At 42.0% G+C, this 25909-nt stretch carries 25 protein-coding genes, 1 tRNA gene and 1 pseudogene; 14 read left to right on the plus strand and 13 right to left on the minus strand.

Going from position 1 to position 25909, the window contains the following annotated elements; translation table 11 throughout:
- Positions 1-44 precede the first annotated feature (44 nt).
- Positions 45-968: a TIGR04168 family protein gene (locus TOL9009_RS0118475; RefSeq protein ID WP_029634099.1), complete on the minus strand. Its 924-nt coding sequence runs from the start codon at positions 966-968 to the stop codon at positions 45-47.
- A gap of 156 nt (positions 969-1124) precedes the next feature.
- On the opposite strand from TOL9009_RS0118475, the gene nadA reads away from it, so the two are divergent.
- A complete protein-coding gene (gene nadA, locus TOL9009_RS0118480; RefSeq protein ID WP_029634100.1) occupies positions 1125-2099 on the plus strand; it encodes a quinolinate synthase NadA in 975 nt (324 codons plus the stop codon).
- Here nadA and TOL9009_RS0118485 read toward each other — a convergent pair.
- The gene (locus TOL9009_RS0118485) at positions 2082-2342 is read right to left on the minus strand and encodes a hypothetical protein (RefSeq protein ID WP_144238273.1); all 261 of its coding nucleotides are present in this window, start codon (positions 2340-2342) and stop codon (positions 2082-2084) included. The genes nadA and TOL9009_RS0118485 overlap by 18 nt on opposite strands.
- 302 nt (positions 2343-2644) lie before the next feature.
- On the opposite strand from TOL9009_RS0118485, the gene TOL9009_RS0118490 reads away from it, so the two are divergent.
- The 6 genes from TOL9009_RS0118490 (at position 2645) to secA (ending at position 7684) form a co-directional block, all read left to right on the plus strand.
- Positions 2645-2890: a type II toxin-antitoxin system RelN family antitoxin gene (locus tag TOL9009_RS0118490; protein WP_029634102.1), complete on the plus strand. Its 246-nt coding sequence runs from the start codon at positions 2645-2647 to the stop codon at positions 2888-2890.
- Positions 2880-3278, plus strand: coding sequence for a type II toxin-antitoxin system RelE family toxin (locus TOL9009_RS0118495; protein ID WP_029634103.1), 399 nt, complete (start codon positions 2880-2882; stop codon positions 3276-3278). Before TOL9009_RS0118490 ends, TOL9009_RS0118495 begins: the two co-directional genes overlap by 11 nt.
- A gap of 59 nt (positions 3279-3337) precedes the next feature.
- Positions 3338-3631, plus strand: a complete 294-nt coding sequence (locus tag TOL9009_RS49460) for a hypothetical protein (protein ID WP_199341387.1) — start codon at positions 3338-3340, stop codon at positions 3629-3631.
- Positions 3632-3690: 59 nt separating this feature from the next.
- Positions 3691-3897, plus strand: coding sequence for a hypothetical protein (locus TOL9009_RS0118505; protein WP_029634104.1), 207 nt, complete (start codon positions 3691-3693; stop codon positions 3895-3897).
- A gap of 176 nt (positions 3898-4073) precedes the next feature.
- Positions 4074-4607, plus strand: coding sequence for a cytochrome c (locus TOL9009_RS0118510; protein WP_029634105.1), 534 nt, complete (start codon positions 4074-4076; stop codon positions 4605-4607).
- Positions 4608-4891: 284 nt separating this feature from the next.
- Entirely contained in the window at positions 4892-7684 is a 2793-nt protein-coding gene (gene secA / locus TOL9009_RS0118515; RefSeq protein WP_029634106.1) for a preprotein translocase subunit SecA, read from the plus strand.
- A gap of 479 nt (positions 7685-8163) precedes the next feature.
- Here secA and TOL9009_RS47440 read toward each other — a convergent pair whose 3' ends face one another.
- The 4 genes and pseudogenes from TOL9009_RS47440 to TOL9009_RS0118535 form a co-directional block, all read right to left on the minus strand.
- Positions 8164-8313 carry a hypothetical protein gene (locus tag TOL9009_RS47440; protein ID WP_186227593.1) on the minus strand — a complete coding sequence of 50 codons (150 nt, stop codon included), beginning with the start codon at positions 8311-8313 and terminating at the stop codon, positions 8164-8166.
- A gap of 53 nt (positions 8314-8366) precedes the next feature.
- A pseudogene (locus TOL9009_RS50900) lies at positions 8367-8591 on the minus strand (ISL3 family transposase); the annotation flags it as partial.
- 492 nt (positions 8592-9083) lie between these two features.
- Positions 9084-9156: transfer RNA gene (locus TOL9009_RS0118530), tRNA-Phe, on the minus strand.
- A 76-nt stretch (positions 9157-9232) separates the two neighbouring features.
- Positions 9233-10102, minus strand: coding sequence for a metal ABC transporter permease (locus TOL9009_RS0118535; RefSeq protein ID WP_029634108.1), 870 nt, complete (start codon positions 10100-10102; stop codon positions 9233-9235).
- Between the two features lie 87 nt (positions 10103-10189).
- Here TOL9009_RS0118535 and TOL9009_RS0118540 point away from each other — a divergent pair, with 87 nt between their 5' ends.
- A complete protein-coding gene (locus TOL9009_RS0118540; RefSeq protein WP_084763247.1) occupies positions 10190-10606 on the plus strand; it encodes an ArsR/SmtB family transcription factor in 417 nt (138 codons plus the stop codon).
- A 22-nt stretch (positions 10607-10628) separates the two neighbouring features.
- Here TOL9009_RS0118540 and TOL9009_RS0118545 read toward each other — a convergent pair whose 3' ends face one another.
- On the minus strand, positions 10629-11447 hold the full coding sequence (locus TOL9009_RS0118545) for a metal ABC transporter ATP-binding protein (protein ID WP_029634110.1): 819 nt from the start codon (positions 11445-11447) through the stop codon (positions 10629-10631).
- 85 nt (positions 11448-11532) lie between these two features.
- On the minus strand, positions 11533-12519 hold the full coding sequence (locus TOL9009_RS0118550) for a metal ABC transporter substrate-binding protein (RefSeq protein ID WP_029634111.1): 987 nt from the start codon (positions 12517-12519) through the stop codon (positions 11533-11535).
- A 505-nt stretch (positions 12520-13024) separates the two neighbouring features.
- Between TOL9009_RS0118550 and TOL9009_RS0118555 the strand changes: the two genes are divergently transcribed.
- Positions 13025-14674, plus strand: a complete 1650-nt coding sequence (locus TOL9009_RS0118555) for an iron uptake porin (RefSeq protein WP_029634112.1) — start codon at positions 13025-13027, stop codon at positions 14672-14674.
- Between the two features lie 545 nt (positions 14675-15219).
- On the opposite strand, the gene TOL9009_RS0118560 is transcribed toward TOL9009_RS0118555, so the two are convergent.
- From TOL9009_RS0118560 to TOL9009_RS0118575, 5 genes are all read right to left on the minus strand, one after another.
- On the minus strand, positions 15220-16944 hold the full coding sequence (locus TOL9009_RS0118560; protein ID WP_029634113.1) for an Rqc2 family fibronectin-binding protein: 1725 nt from the start codon (positions 16942-16944) through the stop codon (positions 15220-15222).
- A gap of 180 nt (positions 16945-17124) precedes the next feature.
- Complete coding sequence (locus TOL9009_RS50565) at positions 17125-17325, minus strand: DUF6887 family protein (RefSeq protein ID WP_072022150.1); 201 nt, start codon at positions 17323-17325, stop codon at positions 17125-17127.
- A gap of 261 nt (positions 17326-17586) precedes the next feature.
- Entirely contained in the window at positions 17587-17961 is a 375-nt protein-coding gene (locus tag TOL9009_RS0118565; RefSeq protein ID WP_029634114.1) for a hypothetical protein, read from the minus strand.
- Positions 17962-18331: 370 nt separating this feature from the next.
- Positions 18332-18937 carry an RloB family protein gene (locus TOL9009_RS0118570; RefSeq protein ID WP_029634115.1) on the minus strand — a complete coding sequence of 202 codons (606 nt, stop codon included), beginning with the start codon at positions 18935-18937 and terminating at the stop codon, positions 18332-18334.
- Complete coding sequence (locus TOL9009_RS0118575; protein ID WP_029634116.1) at positions 18930-20216, minus strand: AAA family ATPase; 1287 nt, start codon at positions 20214-20216, stop codon at positions 18930-18932. The genes TOL9009_RS0118570 and TOL9009_RS0118575 overlap by 8 nt, the downstream gene beginning before the upstream one ends.
- A 235-nt stretch (positions 20217-20451) precedes the next feature.
- On the opposite strand from TOL9009_RS0118575, the gene TOL9009_RS39690 reads away from it, so the two are divergent.
- The 5 genes from TOL9009_RS39690 to TOL9009_RS0118600 all read left to right on the plus strand — a co-directional run bounded on the left by TOL9009_RS39690 (position 20452) and on the right by TOL9009_RS0118600 (position 25714).
- The gene (locus TOL9009_RS39690) at positions 20452-21069 is read left to right on the plus strand and encodes a (2Fe-2S)-binding protein (protein ID WP_029634117.1); all 618 of its coding nucleotides are present in this window, start codon (positions 20452-20454) and stop codon (positions 21067-21069) included.
- A complete protein-coding gene (locus tag TOL9009_RS0118585; protein WP_029634118.1) occupies positions 21056-22039 on the plus strand; it encodes an FAD binding domain-containing protein in 984 nt (327 codons plus the stop codon). Before TOL9009_RS39690 ends, TOL9009_RS0118585 begins: the two co-directional genes overlap by 14 nt.
- A complete protein-coding gene (locus tag TOL9009_RS0118590; protein ID WP_029634119.1) occupies positions 22036-24249 on the plus strand; it encodes a xanthine dehydrogenase family protein molybdopterin-binding subunit in 2214 nt (737 codons plus the stop codon). The genes TOL9009_RS0118585 and TOL9009_RS0118590 overlap by 4 nt, the downstream gene beginning before the upstream one ends.
- Positions 24250-24561: 312 nt before the next feature.
- The gene (locus tag TOL9009_RS0118595; RefSeq protein WP_029634120.1) at positions 24562-25146 is read left to right on the plus strand and encodes a YdeI/OmpD-associated family protein; all 585 of its coding nucleotides are present in this window, start codon (positions 24562-24564) and stop codon (positions 25144-25146) included.
- 214 nt (positions 25147-25360) lie between these two features.
- The gene (locus TOL9009_RS0118600; protein ID WP_029634121.1) at positions 25361-25714 is read left to right on the plus strand and encodes a hypothetical protein; all 354 of its coding nucleotides are present in this window, start codon (positions 25361-25363) and stop codon (positions 25712-25714) included.
- Positions 25715-25909: the final 195 nt, after the last annotated feature.

The following is a 25909-nucleotide window of genomic DNA, read 5'->3' on the forward strand; positions in this document are numbered from 1 at the left end:
AGGAGACTGTCAGCTAAGACAGACATATTGTACTATACCATCATTTACGCTGTTTGCACTACTTGATTAGGTTGTTCATATAAAATTTCCTCGGAAGCAACGGTGAAATCTTTGCCAACCCAAACCAAAGAGACTTGGGAAACAACCCCTGCTTCCAAGGTGACTATAGAGAAATTACGCAGTCTATCGCTATTATTTTGTACAATCCTCGGCACACTCGCGGCATTTAAGTAAATCGTGTTTTCTGTCGCTATAACAGACTTTCGCAGCATTTTCTTTGTGAATCGCAGACTGTGGTGCATATGACCAAATGTTACCAAAGGAATGCTTTTACCAGCAGCACGAGTTCGGGCGATCGCCTCACTAAAATCTGGATCTCCAAAGTCTCCACCTTTTGGTTCCCAATCTTTACCACAAGGGTCTTCAGGACGATCGCCTAAACCAACTGGTCCATTGTGACCGATAAAAATAATTGTCTCATAAGCGGCGCTATTTGCGGCTGCCACAATGCGATCGCTAGATTCAGCAAAACTCGTCACTCCATACCTTTGTTCGTAAAAATCATTATATTTCCACTGCGGTCCACCCCAGGTAAAGGGACGACTCCCCACCACAGATAAATTCAAATCGGGAAAATCCAGCTTACTGTAACCTACATGAGTTTCACCCAATAAATCGAGTTGTTGCTGTACCCAATCTTCTTTAGTGCGATCGTAAGGACATTTCTTGCGTCCCCAATCAGTTGCCGAGTACCATGCATCGTGATTTCCCATCACCGCAGCTTTGGGGATGTCAATTCGTGCGATCGCTTTTACCACCGAAACCGACTCATTGCCAAAATCGCCGACAAATAGCACTAAGTCAATACCCAGATGTTTCAGCGCAATTCCATCTTCTTCCTCCCATTGGTCGTGAACATCTCCGACTACAGCTATTTTCACCATGCTTGTTTTTTTCTGACTGCTCATGCCATCTTCCTTGCCATCTTCTTACCAGCATAGGAAACTCAAGCTTATTTTGGCACATTCGCAAAGAAGGTGGGTAATCCTCCCTCTATTTTTGGTAAAAACTACTATAATTAATTCTACAAGACAATTACTTGCATCTCTTAGCAACTCCTAACTGTGTTTAACACTGCACTTGCTCAACGAGAAAACACCCAACTGGGTGCATTACCACGGGATTTATTTGCCGCGATTGAGAGTTTGAAAAAAGAACTCAACGCGGTAATTTTGGCGCATTATTATCAAGAGCCAGATATTCAGGATATCGCAGACTTTATTGGCGATTCACTACAACTGGCAAATGCAGCAGCTAAAACTAATGCTGATGTAATTGTCTTTGCTGGTGTTCACTTTATGGCAGAAACGGCAAAGATTCTTAATCCTGACAAATTGGTACTTTTACCAGATTTGACTGCTGGTTGTTCTTTAGCTGATAGTTGTCCACCGCAGGATTTTGCAGAGTTTAAAGCTGCTCATCCAGGACATTTGGTGATTTCTTACATCAACTGCTCTGCCGAAATTAAGGCGATGAGTGATATTATCTGCACTAGTTCCAACGCTGTCAAAATAGTGGAGCAGATACCGAAAGAGCAGCCGATTATTTTTGCTCCCGATCGCAACTTGGGACGGTATGTGATGGAAGAAACAAAGCGAGACTTGGTACTGTGGCAAGGAAGCTGTATTGTGCATGAAACCTTCTCTGAGAAGAAGATGGTGCAGTTAAAAATAACACATCCCCAAGCGGAGGCGATCGCTCACCCAGAATGTGAAACTTCCGTATTGCGCCACGCCAGCTTTATTGGCTCTACAGCGGCTTTACTCAAATATTGTCAAGAAAGTCCAACAAAAGAATTCATCGTGGCTACAGAGCCTGGAATCATTCACCAAATGCACAAATTAGCACCGCACAAACAATTTATTCCCGCACCGCCGATGAATAATTGTAATTGTAATGAGTGTCCGTTTATGCGGTTGAATACGCTGGAGAAGTTGTATTTGGCAATGAAGAAGCGATCGCCGGAAATTACGATGTCTGAAGAGATCCGATTAGCAGCGTTGCGTCCGATGCAGCGAATGTTAGAGATGAGCATTTAGGTATTTGTAGAGACGTAGCACTGCTAGGTCTCTACGATAAATTAATTGCAGTTTCATTGCAGATCCACTTAATGCAGCACCAGCTTCAGGTTCTCCAGTATAAAATAAGTAACCGCTTCCAGCTAGAAGCCCAATAGAAAATATAGGTAAAAGAAATGAATTTTTGAATACGTTCCATGAAAAATTTGCTTTTCTAGAAGATAAGGGTACTGAAGAATTATTTGAAGGTTCTATATTAGACACGAAATCTCCACCTTCTTTTTCAAAATCAACAAACTCGAAATGTACAGGATAAACAATACAAGCGTATGCTCTCAAGTACTTTACCACAGAAAGCAAAAATACCTTATAATTTTTATGTATCTTAAAAAATAATTATTGTTCAATTTTAATTGCAAAAATATTATAGCAGAGGGCAGGAATCAGAATTCCATAAGTGTATAAGTGCCTCCAGCATAAGTGCCTTTCCTGATAAAGGCGCTTATGCTGCACTAGACTAGAAGTAGGTTGAATTGACTCGATATTTAACAACACTATCACCATCTATGAAAGCAATTGAAACCACAGCGACAATTAATGAGAGTGGACAACTTACGCTCGATAAATCGCTGGGATTCATCAAACCACAGCGCGTTCGTGTTATCGTCTTACTTTCCGAAGATGACGAAACAGATCCAGATGAAACACCTACAGAAGTTGTTATTGAAGGTATTCGCCAAGGATTACACGAGGCTTTAACTGGACAAACTATTCCCCTCTCAGAAATGTGGTCAGGTATCGATGCAGAGTGAACCATCGCCAATTCAGATTGCTCTTACACCTCGTTTTAAAAGGGATCTTCGAGAACTTGCCAAACGCTATCGTTCAATTCGTACCGATCTCCAACCCTTAATTGACCAACTTAAAGCAGGTGAAATCCTTGGCGATAGAATTGCTGGAGTTAAATATCAGGTTTTCAAAGTTCGTCTCAAAAATAGCAACATCCAAAAAGGAAAAAGTGGAGGCTATCGAGTCATTTATTATCTGAAAACTGAGGAAGGAATTATACTCACTACAATTTATTCCAAATCCGATATTTCAGATGTTAGTAATGAAATAATTGAATCCGCGATGCCTACGGCGGTAAACTACGCGCAATACGAGCAAGAAATTCAAATAGCCGATAATTCAGATGCATAAACGGATATACTCTCCTCGCTCCACAAAGCGGGCAGGATGTAAGTATTGTTGCAGCCCAAATGCTGGCTAGCGCTTTGGAGTGGGAAGCGCAAGACTCCCAAGAAGCTATTGACGGCATCCAGCGTGGGTTGGATGATTTTGAGGCAGCGCGGTTCCGTTCTTTTGATGAGTTTGCTTTATACAGCAGATTCCTTTGTTATGAGGTACATAATAGCCCCCTCATCGCTTGCGGGGAGCGGGTTGGGGGTGGGGTTCTTGTACCTCATGACACCGGGAAGTGCTGTAACAACGTCGCAAGTATAATCTGCGCTTCCGTTCATGAAATCTCGCATTTAAATTTCCAGTGTGGCTGAAGCTGAGACTGATGGTACATTATGTTTATAAAATCGGCTGTTGTTAGCACAAAGGCAATATGATATCACCACATTTATTAGAAATAGAGCGTTCAATCCGTACTTTGTCTCTAGAAGAACAAGAATGGCTTCTAGAACGTATTAAAAGACAAGTGCAAGAAAAGAAGCTAACAGCATATAAATTTATTGATAAAAAATATATGAATGAACAGTTAGCTGCAATGGCTAGCGATTTAGATATACAAGCAGAAATTGCTGACATTTGATTTGCTGCTTTATTCATAGATAGCGATCGCTCTCAAGCAAACATACAAATTCTTCCACACTGACTGAGTGCCAACTGCGATCGCCTTTTTATTGACTTTCCTACCTAACTAAGCCAAGGAATTAGTTAAAGTTCTAAAGTGAAATTAAATCATCTAAATATCTGTGAGTGAGAGAAATGTCAAATCTTGTGAAGCGTAAATCCCGTCCAACAAAGCGAAAAACTATCGGTTTAATGGTGATAATTTTAGCGTGGAGTCTGGCTATGGGCTGGCTTCTGGCTTTGGCAACTAATGTACAAGCAGCTACAAATACATCAGAAATCGGTACGGTTGACATAGTGCCGGCACAATACCAATTAGGACAACAACTATATCTAGAAAACTGCTCTAATTGTCACATTGCCCTTCCACCAGCAGTTTTTCCCACCGAAACTTGGAAAAATCTTCTGCAAGATTCCCAGCACTACGGTGTACAACTCAAACCCCTAGTCGATCCACCCCGCATCCTCGTGTGGAGATATCTGTTAACTTTTTCCCGTTCCCACCTGAAAGAAGAACCAACACCTTATCGCTTCAAGGATTCCCGCTATTTTAAAGCTTTGCATCCCAAAGTGCAACTACCACGCCCACTACAAGTAGGTAGCTGTGTCAGCTGTCACCCAAGTGCCACCGACTTCAACTTTCGTAGCCTAAGTCCAGAGTGGAAGTAAGGGGAGTGGGGGACAAGGGGAGTGGGGGACAAGGGGACAAGGGGACAAGGGGACAAGGGGAATTTTCTTCGTTGTCTCCCCCTCTCCCTGTCTCCCTGTCTCCCTGTCTCCCTGTCTCCCTGTCTCCCTGTCTCCCCATCTCCCTTAGCTGAAGCCAAAATGATACTATGAAATAAGTTTCAAATTATCGACCTTGCGCTGCCACGGCTCGGTTGGCTTAAATGCTTATAATAAATGCCAAACCTTTAATCTCCATCCCTCTTGATTTAGTTGAATAAACTGCCATGCTAAAAACTTTGTTGGGCGATCCCAACGCTCGTAAACTTAAAAAATACCAACCTTACATTACTGAAATTAACCTCTTAGAAGAAGAAGTTAAAGCTCTTTCTGATGAAGAGTTAAAGGGTAAAACAGCAGAGTTTCAAGAACGACTTGCTAAAGGTGAAACTACAGATGATCTTTTGCCAGAAGCTTATGCTGTTGTCCGGGAAGCAGCTAGGCGTGTTTTAGGATTGCGACATTTTGATGTGCAGCTCTTAGGTGGTGCTATGCTGCATATAGGGCAAATTGCCGAAATGAAAACCGGGGAGGGCAAAACCCTGGTTGCGACTTTGCCAAGTTATTTAAATGCTTTAAGCGGTAAAGGTGTACACGTTATCACCGTAAACGATTACCTGGCTCGTCGAGACGCGGAATGGATGGGACAGGTGCATCGCTTTTTGGGGTTGAGTGTGGGGCTAATTCAAGCAAATATGACTCCCGCCGAACGTCAAAAAAACTACAACTGTGACATCACTTATGTGACTAACAGCGAGATCGGTTTTGACTATTTGCGTGATAATATGGCAACATCAATGGCAGATGTTGTGCAACGTCCATTTAACTACTGCGTAATTGACGAAGTAGATTCAATTCTCATTGATGAAGCGCGGACACCTCTAATTATTTCTGGACAGGTAGAAAGACCGACAGAAAAATATTTGCAAGCAGCGGAAATTGCACTTACTCTGAAAAAAGATGACCATTACGAGGTCGATGAAAAAGCGCGGAACGTGCTGTTGACCGATGAAGGTTTTGCCGAAGCTGAAAATCTTTTGGAAGTAAGTGATTTATTCGACCCGGAAGATCCGTGGGCACACTTTATTTTCAATGCGATTAAAGCAAAAGAACTTTTCCTCAAGGATGTAAATTATATCGTCCGCAATGAGGAAGTGGTAATTGTCGATGAATTTACCGGTCGGGTGTTACCAGGACGACGCTGGAGTGATGGACTACACCAAGCAATTGAAGCTAAAGAACACGTAGAAATTCAGCCGGAAACGCAAACTTTGGCGACGATTACTTATCAAAATTTGTTTTTGTTGTATCCCAAGTTGGGAGGAATGACTGGAACAGCAAAGACAGAAGAACCTGAGTTTGAAAAAATTTACAAACTGGAAGTAACTGTAACTCCCACCAACAGGAAAAGGCTGCGTCAAGACTTGTCTGATATGGTCTTTAAAACTGAACCTGGGAAATGGAGGGCGATCGCCAACGAATGCGCCGAAATGCACCGAATCGGTAGACCTGTGCTGGTAGGAACCACCAGCGTAGAAAAATCAGAATATCTCAGCGGGCTTCTCAAGGAGCAAAATATTCCCCACGAATTGCTCAACGCAAGACCCGAAAACGTCGAACGAGAGTCAGAAATTGTCGCCCAAGCCGGACGTAAAGGTGCTGTCACCATCGCCACGAACATGGCTGGTAGAGGTACTGACATCATTTTGGGTGGTAACTCTGAATATATGGCGCGTCTGAAGCTGCGGGAATACTTTATGCCCCGCATCGTCCAACCCGAAGATGAAGATACTTTTGGTGTCCACAGAGATGGTGGTTTACCCAAAGTATCTAGTGGTGGACATGGTTTTGTCCCTGGTAAAAAGGTGAAAACTTGGAAGGCTTCGCCACAAGTCTTCCCGATTCAACTGTCAAAAGAAACAGAGCAACTTTTGAAAGAAGCTGTACAAGTCGCAGTGCGGGAGTATGGTGAGCGCAGTTTACCCGAATTAGAAGCAGAAGATAAAGTAGCTGTAGCGGCAGAAAAAGCGCCAACTGACGACGTAGTAATTCAAACTCTGCGCCAAGCTTATAACCGCGTCAAGCACGAATACGAACAGTTTACTAGTCGGGAACACGAAGAAGTAGTGCAGTTAGGCGGTTTGCACGTAATTGGTACAGAACGCCACGAATCGCGACGGGTAGATAATCAGTTACGTGGACGTGCAGGACGCCAAGGGGACCCTGGTTCGACAAGATTCTTCTTAAGTTTAGAAGATAACTTGATGCGGATTTTTGGAGGCGATCGCGTTGCCCGCTTAATGGAAGCCTTTAATGTTGAAGAGGATATGCCCATTGAGTCGAAGATGCTCACCAACAGTTTAGAAGGCGCTCAGAAAAAAGTCGAAACCTACTACTACGACATCCGCAAACAGGTGTTTGAGTACGACGAAGTGATGAATAATCAACGTCGCGCTATTTACGCTGAACGTCGTCGAGTGTTGGAAGGGCAAGACTTGAAAGAACAGGTTATCAAGTACGCTGAAAAAACGATGGATGAGATCGTTGACTATTACATCAACCCCGATTTGCCCTCAGAAGAGTGGGAATTAGAAAAGCTAGTTGAGAAAGTCAAAGAATTCGTCTATCTGCTGGAAGACTTGCAGCCAAATCAATTAGAAGAGATGACAATTGGCGAAATTAAAGCTTTCCTTCACGAACAGGTGCGAATTGCCTACGATATGAAGGAAGCTCAAGTTGACCAAGTGCAGCCCGGACTGATGCGACAAGCTGAAAGGTTCTTTATCTTACAGCGGATTGATACCCTCTGGCGCGAACACTTACAACAAATGGATGCCTTGCGAGAATCTGTGGGACTACGCGGCTACGGTCAAAAAGACCCCCTGATTGAGTACAAGAGCGAGGGATATGAACTTTTCTTGGATATGATGGTGAATATCCGCCGAGATGTGGTATACTCCCTATTCATGTTTCAACCCCAACCCCAACCAATAATGCAAGCACCATCAGAGATGGTTTAAAGTTAACCGCTAAAGATAATATTTTCGCGCAAAGACGCTAAGAATTACTTAGCGTCTTTTTGTTTTGATGTCAGATATAAGTCAATACAGTTGAGTTAGGACTGTAAATCTATCACCAACCGAATGTAGAGACGCGTTAGCGAAGCGGGACGAAGTTCAATTTCGCGTCTCTACACATCTAGGATTTCCACCAATAATCCTTAACACCAACCGTATTAAGATATAAGTAGTCTTACGGAATTAATTATACAATAGACATAGGAGTGGAAAAGATGTACCAGACGTAGCACTGCTACGTCTAATCAAGAGTTTTGGGCAACCCATAGTTCATTTATACTACAGATGAAAAAGCTTTTATTTCTGTGTAAAAGCCCTAAGTTACTGCACACGTTTTACAGGCAGATTGATTTGGACTCGATCCGCGACTCCCCAAGAAAAGGGGAGTTTCGCCGGTGAGTTAGTCCGGCTCGTCAGGCGGGTTAATAATCGTCGTCGTCTTCATCCTCGTCCTCGTCCTCGTCTTCATCTTCATTTACCTCAACCGTCATTTCTAGCCGTTCGCTCTCATAATTACCTAAGTTTTTTACCCTTTGATAAGTAATGGTAATGAACTGATTTCTATAGCTCATAACTAAGTTTGAAGTCAGAATTCAGAAGTCAAGAAAAAGTTTGAAGTACAAGGTGGCGTTACGATTGGCGGGAGTGGGATTGAGCGTACTAATTTTAATAGCGTGTTACGAGAAGTTGTTACCCCCAATTGCTCTGAGAGTCTTACCCCTGCTGCACCGCCCAGAGATAAACCAATTGCGCTCAGTCGTTGCGCTAAACGCAGAGTCCTTCGCGCCCAAGGTGCGGTTACACTTGTCAGCCTTTCCGTAAAAATGCGCCGTTTACATAAAGTGTTAACGTTGGGCGAAAATTATGATCTGCGATCGCCAAAGCAAACGACCCGACCACCAAAATAATCACCACAATAGATCGAACACTTAAGTTTGAGAACATATTAGTATTCGTCATCCCGAAGAATAAAGCCAGATTCTTTGTTTAAAAAGCCCGCAAGCTGCTTAATTAGCCCGCGAAGTCGGTTAAATTTGTGTTCAAGCTGCTTATCTGTTGCATTGTGTCTGTATTCAGAAAATAGTTTTTTTTCACTCTAGTAGATTGAAGGAGGTTGGGACAGCGACACCTGCCCTTACTTCTGTCCCCATCCCCGATATAATTTCAGCCGACGATCGCTTTCACCAATTGATCAAAAAGCATATTCACTCTAATGGTTGATTCATCAGCTTTTATAAATAAACCTGATAAATCAACCCTTAAAATAAACTGTCTTTAGGCAGGTAGGAGGCAGATAAAGTTTTAACTAAATTGACAAAGCTTGAAAGCCTTGTGTAGCATATGCCAGGAACCGGACTTGAACCGGTGACACGAGGATTTTCAGTCCTCTGCTCTACCAACTGAGCTATCCCGGCGGGACGTTTGCTTGCCACGATTATTAATAGTAGCAAACTAATAAGGGTTCGTCAACTAGCTGAAGGAAAGAAAAATTTATGCCCCTTTCATAGTCAACTTGACCCAGCTAAAAACAGCTACGAATACGATAAACTGCACAATAACAATACTTGGACCAGAGGCAAAGTTAAAAAGACCCGACATGATTATGCCAGCGATGCTGGTGGTGGAGCCGAAAATAACTGACATTACCATAAAGCGGCTAAAGTTATGACTTATTAGTTTCGCAATTGAGGCAGGAATTACTAGAAAGGCATTTACCAGTAAAACCCCGACGGCTTTAATTGCCACAGCAACGGCTAATGACAGCAATACTACAAATGCGTAGCGATACAATTGTACTGGAATGCCTTGAATTGTTGCTACGGCGGGGTTAAGGGTTAATAAAATTTGCTGCCGCAGGGTTGAAAGTAAGAATATACTACTTAAGACAAGCACTAACAGTGTCAAAATTAAATCTGTGGTATTGATAGCGAGAATATCGCCGAACAGTACACTCATCAAGTTGCCGCGATATCCTTGAATCAGGCTAGTGAGAATTACGCCTAGAGCTAATGCCCCTGACAAGACAATACTTAGAACGCTATCGCTACCTAAATCGGTTTTGTCAATCAAGTAGAGGACAACAACGCCAAAAACTAAAGTAAACGGTAGTAACATCCAAGTGGGGTTTAACTGTAATAACACACCTAACGCTACCCCTACCAAAGCAGCATGACCAACAGCATGGCTGAAAAAAGATAAGGAACGCAAGGTGACAAAACTACCTAAAACACCGCCAAGTATTCCCATTAAAACAGCACCAGCGATCGCACGTTGCATGAAGGGAAATTCTAACAACGTCACTAAGTCATTACCATTGGTGACAGCTAGCCAACTTAACAGACTATCATCGCTTAAAAACATTAGTAATTTCTTATACTCTGTAATAGTTATACTGGAAGTATATAATGTTTCGACTCATAAAGTAATTGCACTTGAATTTTTCCCGCTATGTCAGCCAAAAATACTGTTGCTTATACTCTGACTAATTCTCTTCCCAATACAGAAGATATACACAATGAGCTAAAAGACGAGATAGGTGGTGATAATGTTAAACCCCTACAAGAATCGCTTCTTAGTAGCGATAAAGCCCAACGTATGGCAGAATTTTTTAGCTTTTTAGGGGATGCTAATCGCTTGCGAATTCTCTCTGTTTTAGCTAAAGAAGAACTTTGTGTCAGCGATTTAGCCGCATTATTAGAAATGAGTGAATCTGCTGTTTCTCATCAATTGCGAAACTTACGAGCAATGCGCTTAGTAAGTTATCGCAAACAAGGTCGCAATGTTTTCTATCAACTTCACGACAGCCATATTTTCCATCTTTACCAAGCTGTTGCAGAACACCTTGATGAAAAGGATGAAGGATAAATCAGACTTAATACTTAATTTTTTAGTTGTGGTGATGATGGTAGCGACTGAAAAGAGGACTGTATGTTGCTAACAGATTTTCTGGGGATAAAGCAATTTCTGGCTTTCCAGTACAAACAATAGTTTGATTAAGACAAAGAACGCGATCGCAATGCCGACTTACCATATCAATATCATGAGAAATCTGCAACACCGTCCAACCCTCTTCCTGCTTTAATTCATTCAGCAAAGCATAAAAATCCGCCACACCTTGCATATCGACTCCAGCAAAAGCTTCATCTAATATCAAAAGTCTCCTTGGTATCACTAAGCAATAAGCTAGCAACACTCGCTTTAATTGACCACCGCTAAGAGTACCAATAGCTTGATTTCGGACATGGTAAGCATCCGTTCTTTGCAAAGCTTCTATTACTGCTACTGATTTTTCCGAATCTTGTTTCCACAACCTATGAAAAAATGACTTGTCCCCTTGTCCCCTTGTCCCCTTGTCGTCCCTCCTATCCCCCCTGTCCCCTTTTTTCACCCATCCTAGTCCTACCAATTCACTAACAGAAATCGGAAAACTGCGGTCAAATATAAAATTTTGCGGCATATAACCCAACTGATGACGTAAATGCCCTAACCTTGTAATTGGGCGACCAAATATTTCAATTGTGCCACTACTGCGCGGAATCAAATCTAAAATCGCTTGGACTAAAGTACTTTTACCCGCACCATTGGGACCAACTATAGCTGTATTTGTTTGTGGCAATAATTCAAAAGAAACATCTCTCACGGCAGTTGTTTTGCCTTGATATACAGTTAATCCGTCTACTTTTAAAACAGGAATGTTATTAGTCATTAGTTATTAGTCCATTGTCTGAATGTTATTAACAGGCACAATACTTTTTAACTCCTAATTTGTAGAGACGCGAAATTTCGCGTCTTTATTTGCAAGCAGTTTCTAAAGTTTGCAAATTAGCTTTCATCGCTTCAAAATAATATTGTGGATCTGTTTTACCAGTCTCCAAAGAATCCAGCGGACGTAAAGTCAAATTCAAATCTTTAGAAAGACTAGATAGCAATCTATTATCTACTCCTGGTTCGCTAAATAAAGTTTTAACTTTGTACTTTTTTACTGCATTAACTGCGTTTTGCACATCTCCTGGTGTAAGTTGATCTTCTGGAATTTCTACTACAGCAAGCTGTTTTAGTTTATAGCGTTGTGCTAAGTATGGATATGCATCATGGAAGGTGACAAAGGTACAATTAGGAGTCTTTTCTAAAGTCTGTTCAAATTCGTTATTTAAACTTTCTAATTGTTTAATATAATTTGCTGTATTCGCTTCATAAGTAGCTTTATTTGCCGGGTCAGCAACTATTAAACCATCGCGAATATTGATAACTTGCTGTTTAGCCAAAACTGGATCTAACCAGACGTGGGGATTTCTCTCAGCGTGTTCGTGTTCTTCTTTCGTGGTTTTTTCTACCGGAGAAATTTCATTTAAAGGTTTAATATTTTTGCTGGCATCAATTTGAGCTAATTTAGGATTTTGGGCATTTTTTACTGTATTTTCGAGAAATTCTTCTAAACCCAAGCCATTTTTTACCAATACATTTGCAGTTGCGATCGCTTTCACGTTGTTCGGTGTAGCTTGGTATTCATGCACCTCCGTACCCGGAGGCAGTAAAATTTCTACATCTGCTACATCTCCAGTCACCGCTTTGGTAAATATATACATCGGTAAAAACGTTGTCACTATCTTTGTTTTGCCTCTTTGCCAAGATGTAGCCTCTTGTATTTTCGGTGATTTAACTGAACTTGTTGCCTGATTTGTGTTTGCTTGGCTACATCCTGCAAGGGTCAGCAGTAATAAAGCAACAAAAGACAAAATGCTGCTGCCTGTTTTATTTACTACACGATTCGAGAACACTGTTTTTTCCCCTTTTAAAAGACGCTTGCGTATTGACAATGAGACTTATTCTATCTCAGAATGAGAATAATAATTCTCATTCTCGGTATGTTTGCAATATATTTAAAAGAGCGATGGCTCTGCCAAAGCATTCTCTACGAGACGCTCCGCATAGCTTGCTTCCCGCAGGGTACGGCTAACGCGCCAAAGTCTGCTATCTATATATTTGCAATAGCATAATGCCGCTTCTCCTCTGGCTTTACTTCAAGTTCGCTTGATTACTTATTAAAACCGAAGAACCCCACCCCGCCAAAGCTACGCTTTTGCTCCCCTCCCCGTTCACGGGGAGGGGCTGGGGGTGGGGTGCAATAACTGCGGGAATTATAACTAATTATCCGAACTTGATATTACTTCAAGAGTAATAATTTTTTATTATTAAAAATCTGTTAATCTGATAAATTAATTGAGAAGACTTTTTAATAAGACAAGCTGTCATAGAAAGACAGTAGTAGGTGTGAGCAAAAAAATGAAAACAGTATGGAAGTCTTTGTTGGCTACTCCAGCAGTGTTCGGTGCGATGCTATTTGTTGGTTCTGGAGCTATGGGAGGAGAAACTTCAACCACTTGGGAAATAACTGACCCGCTAGTGAGTGAGAGTAACACCGAAGACCAAAAGATGTCACAAGTGAACTCAGTTTCTCAGCTTTCAGATGTCAAACCCACAGACTGGGCATTCCAAGCGTTGCAATCGTTGGTAGAACGATATGGCTGTATTGCAGGATACCCGAATGGCACATATCGCGGTAATCGAGCGATGACAAGGTATGAGTTTGCGGCTGGTTTGAATGCTTGTTTAGATCGAGTTAACGAACTAATCGCTACAGCTACAACTGATTTGGTAACAAAAGAAGATTTAGCCACATTGCAAAGATTGCAAGAGCAATTTGCTGCGGAATTGGCTACTCTGCGTGGTCGTGTGGATGCAGTAGAAGCAAAAACTGCCGAGTTAGAAGCCAATCAATTTTCTACCACAACTAAACTAAGTGGTGAAGTTGTCGCTGTTGTCAGCGATGTTTTGGGGGGAAGAAGAGTTAATGATGAGAGAATTGAAGAGCAAAATACAACACTGGGAGCGCGGGTACGTATAGAATTTAATACTAGCTTCACAGGCAAAGATGAACTTTTTACCAGAATCCAGACTAATAATATTGTCAGCCCTAACATTCGCACACCAGAGGGTAGTCTATTTTTTGGCGAAACTAGTGCAGATGCTAGCAATGATGCTTTCATTGATGCATTGTATTATAAATTTCCCATTGGCGAAAAGACACAGGTGATTGTTCTTGCCAATGCCGGTGCAGCAGACGACATTACTAATACTGTGAATATCTTTGATGGAGATGGTGGATCTGGTGCTTTATCGAGCTTTGGTGTGCGTAACTCAATTTATTACCATCTGGATGGTGCGGGGTTGGGAATAAATCAAGAGTTCGGTGATAAGTTATCTCTTTCGTTAGGGTATTTAGGAAGTACAGCTAATGATCCGACTTCTGATAATGGTTTGTTCAATGGACCTTATGGAGCGTTGGCACAGCTAACATTTAAACCAAGCGATCGCTTTACCATTGGCTTTACTTACATCAATGCCTACAATCAAGAGTTGGGTACTGGCAGCAATCGGGCAAATCCGATATCATTCCTGGGATCTCAACTTGTTGCTCCTCCTGCTGTTACGGGAGAACCCGGTGAAGTGAATGTACCGTTTGCGAGTAATTCCTACGGTATAGAAGCATCGTTAGGTCTGAGCGATAAATTTGTTTTGGGTGGTTGGGTAGGCTACACTAACGCACGCAATTTATCCACTGAGGGAGGATTAGTTGACCGGGGAGAACTTGATATTTGGAATTGGGCAGTAACTTTGGGATTCCCAGACTTGGGTAAAAAAGGCAATTTAGCTGGTATCATTTTTGGGATGGAACCAAAAGTAACAGGTTCCAGCATCAATGAAATCTCCAGAGACAGAGATACTTCATATCACATTGAAGCTTTCTACCAGTATCAAGTGAGCGACAATATCTCTATCACCCCAGGAGTAATTTGGTTAACAGCGCCAGATCATAACAATAATAACGATGATGTTGTGATTGGTGCCTTGAGAACCACCTTCACCTTCTAAGCCGAAAAATCTTCTTGTAGGGGCAATTCATGAATTGCCCCTACTTCAATTCAAGGTTTTGGTGAGATGAGTGCGTAAGTCCTGTATACTTAAAAATATTATTATTTAGTATTTTTTATTACTTGATTATTCTATATCTAAGTAAAGTCCACCATTTTCAAACCCTGTCAGGAGGAAGAAAAAGAAAATCTATTGTGGATTTAACGGAGTAGTTGTGGAACGACAAGAAACAAAAGTAGCTTTTAGAAAAACACGGATATAAAAAAAAGACCAGCCTCCCACAGCTGGTCTTTAAAATGTTTTAACGTTGTCTTCTCAAAAGAGTTAATCCGAATTGCGCGTTCCCAAAACTTGACGAGCAATCTTTCTTCACAATATTGTAGCAGTCAACACACTTTTTTTATTGCGATTTAATAAAAAAAGATAAGAAAAAAACAATCAGCCTCTATCTTTAAGAATAATTCAATGGATATTGGGGGAGTGGGGGAGTGGGAGACAAGGGGACAAGGAGATGATTCTTATCGATTACCAATTACCAATGCCCATTACTTATTGACTAATTGCGGTTGTCCCCAAAGGATGCGCTCTTGTTTATAAATGGCAATTCCCGGTTTGGCTCCTTTGGGTTTATAAACGTGCTTTGGCTCAGTATAGACTACAGGTGCTTGATCGGTTTGACGAGCGCGACTGTAGTATACAGCAAGATTGGCGGTAAATTGCAAATCAGCTTCTTCTGGCACAGCACCGGGTTCTAAACGTAGTAGAACATGGCTACCGGGAATTTCTTGAGCATGAAACCACAAATCATAATCGCCGGCGACACGAAACGTTAGATAATCATTTTGGCGATTGTTGCGACCAATTAAGATTTCAAAACCGCTGGGAGTGCGGTAACGATGAAAGTTAGTGCTAGCAGCTTCATTAGAAGTGCGGTTGCGGTATTCTGGATCTTCTAGATACTTTTGTCCAATCAGTTCTTCGCGGATTTCGTCTAAAGCTTCTAAATCTTCTATCGTTTGATACTTGTCTATTTGCGCGATCGCATCTTCTACTTGTTCTAAATATCCAATTTCACCATTGACTTCTGCTAGCAACGGTTCTACAGCATTTTTGACACGTTTGAGTTTTTGATGCTGTTTGTAAAGGCTTTGGGCATTCTGCACTGCATTTTTATCGGGTTGAAGTGCGATCGCTACAGGTTTACCATTCTCAAAGTCTGCAAGGGTAATTTCCTTCATCCCTGGTTCCCATTCTTGCAGATACGCCATTAATAAATCAGCTTTTTGGCGATATTCATCGGCTTGCTCTGATTGTTGCAAGCGTTTTTTAAATGTATCAGCCTTCAGCCGTAATTTTGCCAAAATATTATTTAGCTTCTGAGTCAGCTGATGGCGGAGTTGAGAAAATACCTGTTGATTGATTTCGTCTGTATAATAGCGGTAAACTAATTCTTGGATATCTTTGACTGGTGCAACTCCACCCCAACCCATTACAGTGTATCCATTATTTGTCCAAGCTGGGTGAAATTTTTGCTCCTCCAAAGCTTGTAACCATTCTTGCCAGCGCTGAAATAATCTTTGCCAATCGTCGGGTTGCAAGGTATCGGTTGCGGCTTCTGGATCTAACGAAGCTACCTGTAACATAGTATCTAACAGTGCTGCACTCAAACCGCTATAACTTTTGAGTAACTGACGCTTGATCGCTCCTGGTACTAAGCTGACTCGTTCTTGCCAGCGTTGTTGAGATTCGCTCAAATTGGGGGTAGTATTAGTAAGTTTGGGTGGAATTTCGTAAAATTGTCCAGTTTGAATTGGACGGACAGTAGATTGTTGCTGACTAACTTGATGTGCGGCAGTGATAATTTCATTCTTGGCATCAGTGAGGATGACATTGCTATATTTGCCCATGATTTCAGCATACAGGTGATATAATGCGGTTTCACCTGGACGACGAGCAAACTGCAAATTAATCACACGTTCCCAAGGTGCGATCGCTTCAATTGCAACCAGCGCTAAACCACCTAATTGATGGACTAATTGTTGACTAAATGTAAATGTATCAGGTTTTCTGGGTGGCGGATCGCCAATACAAATATGAGCAGCTTGAGGATGCCAAGAAATCTCTAGCCAACCTCGATGTTTTAAGGTGCGTAATGCCACAGCAATAGTATAGCGATCGCGCTGATGAACTTGCTCTAGGCGTGATGGTAGCCAGTTAGCGCGGATTTCGCTACAAGCAGCTGTGAGAGTGGTAAAGTCAACTGGTTGCAAAGCGATTAATTATTGACATTCAAGTGTTGGCGATCGCTATGCTTCTATTTTCATCTAGTCAAAGCATAGCAGACCTCAACTATCATAGCGGTTACTTGGTTCGCAGCAAAAACAAGAAGTTATCGAATGGCTGGAAACGAAAGCACATTGGACTTTAACTGAATTAGAATACCATTACTTTTACGCTGGATTGTGCCGCTGCTCCAAATGCTCACGAAGTATTATGTCAATTTCTGGGTCATCTAAACTTTTCGGTGGTGGATACACCTTTGCCTCAGGGTTTTTAAATCTTTCAACGTAAATTGAAAACGCTTCGTCATCTTCCCTATGCTCAAGGATATATTTAGGACTTACGCATTGACAGAAAAGCCAAAATGACAGGTATAGTTTTCAAGGCTTCTAGCTAGATTTTTCAATTGATTATTGCGATCGCCAACAATCATAAGTGACATTCAAACGCCTGGAACAACGTATTTACGTTAATACACAAGATAGTGGTTTTGTACAGTGCGTAAGTTCTATAACAGTCAAGTCGCTTCTGTTTCAGGGACTTGCCGCAACGCTGCAATTAAAAACTTAAAAAAAGCAATCGCCAACTTTTCTTTAAGGGCGATCGCTTTACACTAAAATAGTTCACCTTGATTAACTTGCCATTGCAACCGACTTTTTGCGCGAAGGACGCTTGCGGTCTGATTTTTTCTTCAATCCCACCGCTTGAGCTTGATCGCTATCTGATCCATATTGCCCCCGCACGACTTCTTTCATCGCTAAAACAGCATTATGAAATTCCCATTCTGCTAATCGGGCAGCATCAGCAGCAGCACGATATATAGCTAGTTTCTCGGTTTCGGTTTGTTGAGAAATCAACATCGCCTGATAAGCTTGCTGTAAGTTAGCATTAGAGGCATCAGCACGGGTTGTGTTATAGGTGCTGACGGTTTGCAAACCGTGCAATGAGTCAATATCTTGACTAATAGTTTGAGAGCGCAAACGGTTTGTTGTATTTTGGGGAGCCATACATGCATACTTAGTAAATTGTATATTTAATGTACCCATTGCAACAAAAAAAATAACAGAAAGGTGAAATTTTCAGATAGGGCAAGGTTAGAAAGGTTGATTTAACATAACGGACCGACGTATTGGCATAACGGACTGACGTATTGGCATAACGGACTGACGTATTGGCATAACGGACTGACGTATTGGCATAACGGACCGACGTATTGGCATAACGGACCGACGTATTGGCATAACGGACTGACGTATTGGCATAACGGACTGACGTATTGGCATAACGAACCGACGTATTGGCATAACGGAGTGATGCAATTACAAAACCGCGTCTACGCACTAATTGGTGAGTAGTACGTAGACGCGGAGAGTCTGTTTACTGAATAAACTTGTTCAGTTCCTGCACTAACAGATGCACTGTTGTTGATGGATTGTCTTTCTCTGGATTGTGAGGATCGTATTGTTTGAGAAGTTTTTCAGCATTTCTAATAGCAAAAGATTGCTTCTCAAGTAGCTCATCATAAATCATTTCGCTATTCTTCTGATATTTACGACCAAGTAAAGAAGTTAGCTTCCGAAGATAATCACTTCGAGGAATACCAGTATTGAGAAATTCAAAATGCAGGACATACCATAGTTCAAACGCTTCATTAGAATAAGCTACTTTAAATTTTTGATCATTAGCATTATTAATAGCATTATTAAAATCTTCTTTAGTCCAAGAATTACGATCAAAAACACACCAAACCTGATCGTAATCATCTTGCTGATTTAGTTCCTTTGCGCTTTCAACTAATTTGCTTGGATTCTCTCCCCTACCCTGCACATTTATTTCAGCGACATCTTTAGAAACACGAAAACTCCTAAAGTAGTTAGGTTCGGTTTTTGCTCCTTCACATACAATCAAGAATCTCTGCCTGATTTCCCTAGTATTAACTTTTCGTTCGTGATATCCACGATAGTTTTCCTTTTTTCTAGGCATGAGAGTCGATTAGATGATTCAAACTTCCGATATATGGAATTGCACCATATCTACCTTTAATATAATCACTCTCAAATGACGCATCGTTAGGTATATTATATTCTGCTAAAGAGTACAAATCTGTTGCACCATATCTATTTTTTTCAACAAACCAAATCTGATCCTTACGAAAAAGCTGATTGCTAAGTAAATTCGTATCGTGAGTCATGAATATTAACTGAGCATTATTTGAATTCGTTTCGTTGGAATTAAATAATTCAACAATTGCACGGCTGATCAAAGGATGAATTCTAGCATCGAATTCATCAATGATTAGAACTTTACCATTTTTCAGTGTATCAACAAGAAGTCCTGCCAAAGCAAAGACTTTTTGAGTTCCCTCAGACTCTTGATTATCTAAATTAAAAATTTCTGTAGATATAATATTTCCTGCTTCATCAAATTTTCGGTGTATGGTTTTAACTGATATTGCTTTTACTGCCGCATTTGTTCTAATAATTTTTCTTATTTCATCAGGCAGTTCACTAGGCAAAGAATCAACAGTCACCTCAATTTTTTCTACCTGTACATCGCTAAATCCCAAATCTAATTTTTTGAGTAACTGAAGAATTTCATCTTTATTTTCGTTATTCATGAAACAACTAACTGTGTATCCTCGATAGCCTCTATCATTTAAACTAGAGACAACATTGATACTGTTAGTCAGCCAATCTAAGATTTTTTCTGCAATCTTGACATTAAATTGAGCAGATACAGACAAGAAGAGGGCATTATCTCTTGTCCTCTCCTGAATACCATTAGCTTTATATGCTTTAGAAACACTAATATTGTCCAGTGTGCGCTTAAAAAGTTTAGTTTCTCTTGATTTAGGAACATAAAATAACCATTCAGAGACAACTTTGTCACGAGTTGCCTCGAATCCGTATCTATATTTCTTGCCATTCATTAAAAATACTATTTCAAACAAAGATGGTTTAGCTTCGGTTTCACTGCTAAGTTGAAATCGCTCAACACCTATTTTTTCGGTGCTTTGAGTTTCTTTAGAAGAATTAACCATGAACCATTTCATGAAATTTAAAGCTTTAGCCAGGTTACTTTTACCACTAGCATTTGCACCATATATTGCCGCGCTTTTAAGTAGTTTTAAATCATCATCTATTTCAAAAACGTTGTTTTCATCAAGCTTTTTATCTTGTGCGACAAGGTTAGCTGCCACCATACTAAAGGTGACTTGCTCTTTAAACGATCTGTAGTTGCCGACACTAAATTCGATGAGCATAGGATGAAGTTTAAGCTGAAGATATAAATCTGTGAATAAATCGTAATTTACTGCCTTAAGAGTAGCAATAATTGGTTGAAGATGCTAAGTTATAAGATTAATTTAAAATGTACATCTGTTAGGCAAATAACGATCGCAACTTTGTCTTCAAGACAACTTCAGACTGCGGACAGATATTTTACTACAACATTTTTTCTAATATGCGAGTTAAACTTACAACTTTAAAATTGTAGATATGAGGCTGAGGTTTAAACGCCGAAGGTTTGGTCAGGTTGCGATCGCAAGTACATTGGGGGCTATGTTGGAGAATTTGGGAACAAAGACCCAAGCTCAAGCAAACCCTCAGTCTAATACTCTATCAGCAATACCAAGTAATTTTGTTGATGTCAAACTACATATAAATGGAACACAACACGCGCTAAAAATCGATCCTCGTGTCACACTACTCGATGTGCTGCGTGAGCGTTTAAATTTGACTGGTACTAAAAAAGGTTGCGACCACGGTCAATGCGGTGCTTGTACGGTGCTAGTTGATGGGCAGCGAATTAATTCCTGCCTGACATTTGCCATTATGCACACCGACGCGAAAATTACAACTATCGAAGGTTTAGCACAAGGAGAAAAACTCCACCCAATGCAAGCCGCGTTTATTGCCCGCGATGCGTTTCAGTGCGGCTATTGTACACCGGGACAGATTTGTTCGGCGGTGGGTTTGGTAAAAGAAGGACACGCTAAATCTGATGCCGATATTCGCGAACTGATGAGCGGCAATATCTGCCGTTGCGGTGCTTATCCAAATATTGTCAATGCTGTGCGCGATGTGTTAGAAGGAAAAAAAGATGCAGCCGTTTAGCTATAAGAAACCAGGACAAGCGGATAATGCTGTAGCATTGGTGACTCCAGTTGCTCAAGCCTCGTATCTTGCCGGTGGTACTAGCTTAATCGATTTGATGAAGCTGAATGTGCAGACACCAAGAGAGTTAGTTGACATTAACTTACTGCCGCTAACCAAGATAGAAATGCAGGGTAACAGCGTGCGGATTGGGGCAATGGCACGTAATAACCAGGTTGCATATGATGCAATGATTCGCGATCGCTACCCTGTGCTGTCTGAAGCGTTGTTGTCTGGTGCATCACCGCAACTAAGAAATATGGCATCAGTAGGCGGAAATTTGCTGCAACGTACTCGCTGCTACTACTTCCGCGACACTTCTATGCCATGTAACAAGCGGGTTCCTGGTTCCGGCTGTCCGGCGATTGAGGGCTACAACCGCATTCATGCTATTCTCGGCGGAAGCGATCGCTGCATTGCCACTCATCCTTCTGACATGGCTGTGGCAATGGTAGCACTTGATGCAGTTGTGCAGACACGGGGTCCCAAGGGAGCGCGTAGTATTCCCCTGGTAGATTTTCATCTTGTACCGGGCAGTACACCAGAACGGGAAACAGTTTTGCAACATGGTGAGTTAATTGTTGCCGTTGACTTGCCTGTTTCTAATTTTGCAAAGCGATCGCACTATTTAAAAGTACGCGATCGCGCTTCTTATGCCTTTGCAATGGCATCAGTTGCGGCTGCATTAGATATTCAAAATGGGATCATTCAAACGGCACGCATTGCCCTTGGTGGGGTAGGAACAAAGCCTTGGCGTGCCTACGAAGCTGAAAAAGCACTCGTAAATAAGCAACCAAACCAGGCAACATTTCAAGCAGCGGCTGAGGTTGCTATCCGGGGAGCGAAAACGCAAAAGTACAACGCATTTAAAGTAGAACTAACTAAACGCACAATTGTCAAGGCACTGACAACGGTGGGAGGGATGGCATGAATACACCAGATAGAAACAAAGTTGTCGGTAAACCGCTAAATAGAGTTGATGGATATCTGAAAGTAACTGGTGGTGCGCGTTACTCGGCTGAGTTTCCCGTTGCCAAGCTTGCATATGGAGTGACAATTCAAAGTGCGATCGCTAAAGGTAAAATCACTCAAATTGATCCAAAAGCAGCGGAGCGATTACCGGGTGTACTAGCAGTTATTACTCACCTCAACGCACCAAAAGCATTTGGAGATAAAGGAGGCGGTCGCAAGCTGCAAGTGCTACAAGATAACATTGTACTTTATAGCGGTCAGCATATTGGTATTGTGGTTGCCGATACCTTTGAACAAGCGATGCACGCTGCCTCGTTGGTGCAAGTTCGCTATGAGGAAGAGAAGCCGACCATAAATATGCGGGAGAACCTCTCTAAAGCATACATCCCTAAGGGGAAAATTCCCAGAAACGAACCACCCGATGCATCTGTAGGCAATGTCACTCAGGGACTAGCAAGTGCTGCTGTCCGCGTCGAGCAAACTTATACCACCCCGGTGGAAAATCACAATGCGATGGAACCTCATGCGACAACAGCGGTTTGGCAAGGCGATCAATTGCTGCTGTATGATGCCACTCAGGGGGTTTTTCCCGCTCAACAAAAAGTTGCCGGAGTATTGGGAATTGAACCAAAGAATGTCCGCGTTATGTCTTATTATGTCGGTGGTGGCTTTGGTGGCAAAGGTTCGGCTTGGTCGCATGTGCCTTTAGCAGCGATCGCATCACGGCAGGTTAAGCGTCCAGTTAAGCTGGTGTTGGGACGCATCCAAATGTATGGATCTGTTGGCTTCCGACCAGAAACAATTCAACAAGTTACTCTAGGTGCAACCCGCGAAGGAAAATTAACCGCACTGCGACACGCTGGAACTTCCCAGACTTCAACATTCGATGAATTTATCGAACCGGTTGGTAAAAGCGCACGGATGATGTACGCTTGCGCGAATATTGAAACCAGCCATCGTCTAGTTCAGCTTGATCAGGGAACACCAACTTTCATGCGTGCGCCAGGAGAAGCTTCCGGCTCCTTTGCCTTAGAATCGGCAATGGACGAACTTGCTTACAAACTGAAGATCGATCCGGTGGAGTTGCGTTTGCGTAACTATGCTGAAGTCGATCCGAGTAAAGGATTGCCTTGGTCGAGCAAGTCACTCAGAGAGTGTTACAAAGTAGGGGCAGAGCGATTTGGCTGGCAAAAGCGCAATCCTACCCCTCGTTCGATGCGGGATGGCAATTATTTGATCGGTTGGGGGATGGCAACGGCTACACACCCTACTTACCGTTCTCCAGCATCGGCGATCGCTCAAATTATGGCAGATGGTACAGCCGTTATCCGAACTGGTTCCCAAGATATTGGTACGGGAACTTATACTGTAATGACTCAAGTTGCCGCTGAAGCGATCGGTATACCAGTTGAGAAAATCCGCATCGAGTTGGGTGATACTAATCTACCAGAAACGCCGGTTTCCGGTGGCTCACAAACCGCTGCTAGTGTAGGCTCGTCGGTACATTTGGCGGGAACTGAAGCTCGCAGTAAGCTGATGCAATTGGCACTTGCCGATCAAAAATCGCCTCTCTACGGCTCAAATGCTGAGGATGTGATTGCCGAGAATGGCAGCCTTTTCTTAAAGAATAAATCATCCGCAACCGAAACTTATGGAGCAATTCTCGGACGGCATAAATTGAAAATGATCGAAGCGCGTGCAGATGCCAAGCCGGGAGAGGAAAAAGATAAGTATTCCATGCATTCATTTGGCGCCCAGTTTGCAGAAGTCCGGGTTAACCCTGATTCGGGTGAAGTCCGGGTAACGCGCTGGGTAGGCAGCTTTGGTGTTGGACGCTTGCTGAATGCGAAGACAGCCAATAGTCAACTCGTTGGTGGGATTGTCTATGGTATTGGCATGGCGTTAATGGAACACACTGTAATTGACCCTAATCTAGGACGTGTTGTCAACCGTGACTTAGCTGAATATCATGTGCCAGTTAATGCAGACGTTACGGCAATTGAAGTGTTGTTTGTGGATGAGCACGATCCCCATGTAAACCCCCTTGGCATCAAGGGAATTGGTGAAATTGGCATTACCGGAGTTGCTGCGGCGATCGCCAACGCAGTTTACCACGCAACAGGCAAGCGCGTCCGCGATTTGCCGATTACACTAGACAAGCTGCTGTAGATAGAAAATGCGATCGCGCTTTGTCAATTAGGAATGAGAATTGAACCGCGAAGGAAGAGGTAAGAGAGAGCGATCGCAGTTTGAAGTTACAATTGATGGGTGTTGTGTGGTATAAATTTGGTGTGATTTGGAGAGAAAGAGTGCGATCGTTAGCGATATGCTTCTTTAGGACTTACGCACGAACTACGTATTTCCGTCATTGCGACGCAAGGAAGCAATCTCAAAATCTTGTTTTCTCGTGACTGAGTGCGTAAGTCCTATTAAAGTTATCTATTGGGCTTTCAACGTTAAAATCCCCTACAATCTTCGGTAATGCCAAAATTTGATGACCAACTGGAATCTATTTATGCCAGCGATCGCAAAAAATGGCGGCAGTGGTTGGAAAAGTTTCATCTCACCTTGCCTGGTATATGGTTGATTTACTACAAGGTCAAAAGCGGTAAAACAAGCGTTAAATACAGCGAAGCAGTCAAAGAAGCTTTATGCTTTGGTTGGATTGACAGTAAAGTAAAATCATTGGATGAAGACCGTTATCAGCAAATCTTCACACCTCGCAAACCCAAAAGTGTATGGTCAAAATTAAATAAGCAATATATTCAAGAGCTAATCGAACAAGGCTTGATGACTCAGGTAGGTCTAGAAAAAATTGAAGCTGCCAAACAAGATGGCTCATGGAACTCCTTGGATGCGATTGAAGCATTGACCATTCCGATAGATTTGAAGCAAGCCTTAGAAGCAAACTCTTCAGCCAACCATAATTTCGAGGGGTTTAGTAATTCATTGAAGAAGAACATTCTATTTTGGATTGACAGTGCAAAACGTCCAGAGACTAGGTTGAAGAGAATTGAGCAAACCATAATTTCAGCAGCACAAAACGCAAATCCATTGATCCGATGAGAGTTTCAATACTTTTCGGTTGACAAGTAGCCGTCAGCTCTATACATAATTCTAGGAGCGATCGCATTGCAGGAGATTGCACTTCCCAGATATATACAGCAGCACTTACTTGGATAAACTGTATCTTGAGCAGGCTTGCAAAATAAAAATAGTTGCAGCTAGTGAGAGAAAATATTTATATGATTTTTCACTCACACTGTAAGGATTACAGATAATGGAAGTTCTAAAAAGAGCCATCAAACCAGAAAGCTATATATCTTTTCTCCACATCTACCCAACTACTTGGGGGACTGCTGGTGATATCTGTTTAATCCGTGAATCTGTAGCTAATAATTCAACCGGATCGAAGTTCATCGGTCACAAACTTAAACTAGCACTTCCAAAAGGGCTGGAGCGCGATCGCTTGTCAAACTCTCCGATAATAAAAGTTGCAGGTAATGTCGGTGACGGACATCCTAAAGATCACCCGTCCGAATGGGAAGCTTATGATGGTGTAGATAGAGAACTAGCGATCGCAGCTCTCAAACCTTGGGGTTTTAAGTTAATTGATTCTATCGCTGAGTTTTAACTTATAGTGCGATTTTTGACGATAAAGGGCTTTGCATTTACACCATTCTTATATGCTGCATTAGAACAGTGCATAGGCATGAGATTTGTCTTCATCTATATAATAGACATCTCCGAAAAAGAATGTAGAGACGTTCCGACGGAACGTCTTTACGTCTTTTCTGGAGATGTCTAATAGTCAAAAAGAATGTAGAGA

The sequence above is a fragment of the [Scytonema hofmanni] UTEX 2349 genome, from assembly GCF_000582685.1.
Lineage (GTDB): Bacteria > Cyanobacteriota > Cyanobacteriia > Cyanobacteriales > Nostocaceae > Hassallia > Hassallia hofmanni.